Genomic DNA, 3,044 nt, shown 5'->3' with positions numbered 1-3,044 from the left:
TAAATTGGCGGCTTCTTTTTCGGCTGTTGATTTCTGGGCTTTGAGTTAGTCATATCTGACAGCCCAACCAGCTATTTGCACTATAGAATTAGCCTAAGTTTTACCTAATTCGACTGAAGTACTTGGTTCATATTAAAATAATGAAAAATTCCTTAAAAGAGAAGTTAAATTTGATTTCTTATTTAATGGATTTCATAATGGACCTATAACTCATTTAGGTATTAATTTATATTATTTTAAGGAAAGAATGATATAAAAATGACAAAAACATTTGGATAGTTGATCAGGTATTAAAATGGTATTCTTAATATACGATTGGATATTAAGATTTAATTGCATAATCTTACACAAATGACCAATCAGGAATTTCAGAATTACTCAGGGTATTCCATAAATTCTTTATCCTTGATGGTTATCGAGGATGTCTATCATTATTTCCACTTTAATTACTTATTATTTAATAGGATTACATGATGGTTATCTTTGTGATATGCAACCCTAAATAAGAATCCAATTTTAATCAAAATTTTATATTATTGAATTAGAAGAGATAAAACTTATAATATATATATAAAAAGTATAATTTTTGTTAGAAATGGGTTCAGAAAACAAAAAAAACATGTGACGCATTAATACGGAATATAAATAGTTAACAATTATCTGCGACAATTCTCAATTTTAAAAAAATGATTCGTACTTCATCTGATTCCCTGAGTAACACATCCACTGAATTTGGAGAGGAAATCCTCCATGGGTTGAAACAATCCCCCAAGATTCTTCCTTCAAAATACTTCTACAACGAGATTGGGGATAAACTTTTCCAGCAGATCATGGCCCTTCCAGAGTACTATCTGACTAATTGTGAATTCGATGTCTTGACCAACTAGGCAGAGAGTATTATGGCCACAATACTTTCAAAGAAATGCCCCTTCAATATTGTGGAATTGGGGGCAGGTGACGGAACAAAAACAAAAGTGGTGCTCAAGTACCTCAGTTCACTTAAAGTACCATTTACCTATGTGCCTGTGGATATTTCAGCCCATGTCCTAGAAATTTTGGAAGAACATATGAAAAACGATATTCCAGACCTCAAGATCAAGAAAGTAGCAAAGACATACAACGACGCACTTGCAAGCCCTGATTGGGATTAGACGGTGCCTACCTTGATGATGTTCTTGGGATCAAGTTTGGGAAACTTTCCTTTGGCTGACTCACCGGAAATGATAAAGAGAATCGGATAGTCAATGAGAACAGGAGATTAGTTACTAATTGGATTAGACCTTCAGAAAGATCCTGAAATCATTTTAGCTGCTTACAATGATTCAAAGGGAGTTACAAGTGACTTTAACTTAAATTTGTTAGACAGAATAAATAAAGAAATGGGGGCCAATTTTAATCGTGATAAATTCAAACACTTTCCCACATATGATCCTGAATAAGGAGCAGCTAAAAGCTATATTGTAAGTAAAGAACATTAGGAAGTTTATTTTAAAGAATTAGATAAAACAATAATCTTTGAAAGTGGAGAGGCAATATTCACAGAGATATCACAGAAATATAAATTATCTGATATTAAACACATGGCTGAATCAAACAATTTCAGAGTAATAGAGCATTTTTATGATCAGAAAAGATACTATGTGAACAGTTTATGGGAAAAAATATGATCATTTATATATTAATTATTAAATATATTATTATTTTATTTATATTCATTTGGAATCTCTGACTAATCTAATACCAGTGAATTACCAAGTTAAATGTGGATGGAAGAAGTTTCTGTAAGTAATTCTTTCATGATCTTTCGATGTGGCAATAGAAGAACCTCTTAATACCATCTGATTTACCATAAATTTACCATTATATTCTCCAATAGCACCATCAGCTTTAGTAAATCCTGGATATGGTAAATAGGCTGAATTAGTCCATTCCCATCTATCTCCCCATTTAAACATTGTTGCACCAATTTCCCATTCAAATTCTGTAGCTAATCTCATTTTTCTAAATTCAGCATATGCTGATGCTTCATAAAAATTAACATGAGTCACTGGGGCTTTCATATTTAATTTTACCAATCCATTTAATGTATAAACATACCATTCTCATTTAAGACAATTTACTAATTGACAAGTTGTGTATTCAATCCTAATTTCCTGAGATGTGGCTCAAGGGAGAAGGTGAATTGTTTGAGTGCTTCAAATCCCTTCTACAAACTGATATTTTCAGTGGAGATATAGCCAGCCTTTGCATATTCGGGGATATTGAGATCTTCACAAAATTATTTAACTTCCTCTACGGTTTTATTGGTAAATAAGAGGGCTCTTTCTCCTTTAAGGAACTTAATTATATGATTTTGATTTACTTTCGACAAAAGATAAGAGTTATTTGCTGCACTGGTACCTTCATCCTTGCCAAGGGCCACTTAGATTACTTTATTCTTTCCAATGAAGAATCTAGATAGAGATAATGAGAATACTTTGAATCTTTATTCCATGCTTATTGTATTTCCTTTAAGGGACTAGTAGATAGATTTTGATATTAGAAAACAATGACTCTGGCATATTTTTTAATACTAGCTTTGATTCTTTCAACTAACAATTGCTTCTATTCAGGTTTTTATCTTGAGGTCTTTGTAAGTTTCTTTACTCTTCTTCTCTTTGTGATAGGCATATAAATATTTGTTAATTATATTTTGTGATCACAATAATCACACAATATATTTCATAGTAATTACAATTTATTTAGAGTTTTCTTTTATTTTCAGATTTAATATGAATAAAAAATCCAAATCTATCTCAAAGAAGAAACAAAACATAAAAACACAAGTCTATTCATATAAAAATACACAAAATCAAGATTTAATAGAGAAATTCAATAAAATTAGATAGGTCACAATTGATTTATGTAAAAATCTAGTGACTGAGGACTATGGATTACAACCATGTGTTGATGCTAGTCCTCCAAAATGGCATTTAGCCCATACATCCTGGTTTTTCGAAACATTCATCCTTACTCCCCATCAGAAGGGATACAAACTATTTCAT

Annotated in this window: 1 protein-coding gene and 1 pseudogene; one reads left to right on the top strand and one right to left on the bottom strand. The window is 31.2% G+C overall.

From position 1 onward, the window contains the following. Positions 1–686: 686 nt before the first annotated feature. Positions 687–1,667: pseudogene (locus Megvenef_RS08360) on the top strand (L-histidine N(alpha)-methyltransferase). Positions 1,668–1,748: 81 nt separating this feature from the next. On the opposite strand, the gene Megvenef_RS08355 reads toward Megvenef_RS08360, so the two are convergent. Then, positions 1,749–2,060, bottom strand: coding sequence for an SUMF1/EgtB/PvdO family nonheme iron enzyme (locus tag Megvenef_RS08355; RefSeq protein ID WP_322777483.1), 312 nt, complete (start codon positions 2,058–2,060; stop codon positions 1,749–1,751). Positions 2,061–3,044 lie beyond the last annotated feature (984 nt).

Source organism: Candidatus Megaera venefica (assembly GCF_034554655.1).
Lineage (GTDB): Bacteria > Pseudomonadota > Alphaproteobacteria > Rickettsiales > Rickettsiaceae > Megaera_A > Megaera_A venefica.
The sequence above is the reverse complement of the archived record's forward strand: the minus strand, read 5'-3'. Positions and strand labels throughout refer to the sequence as shown.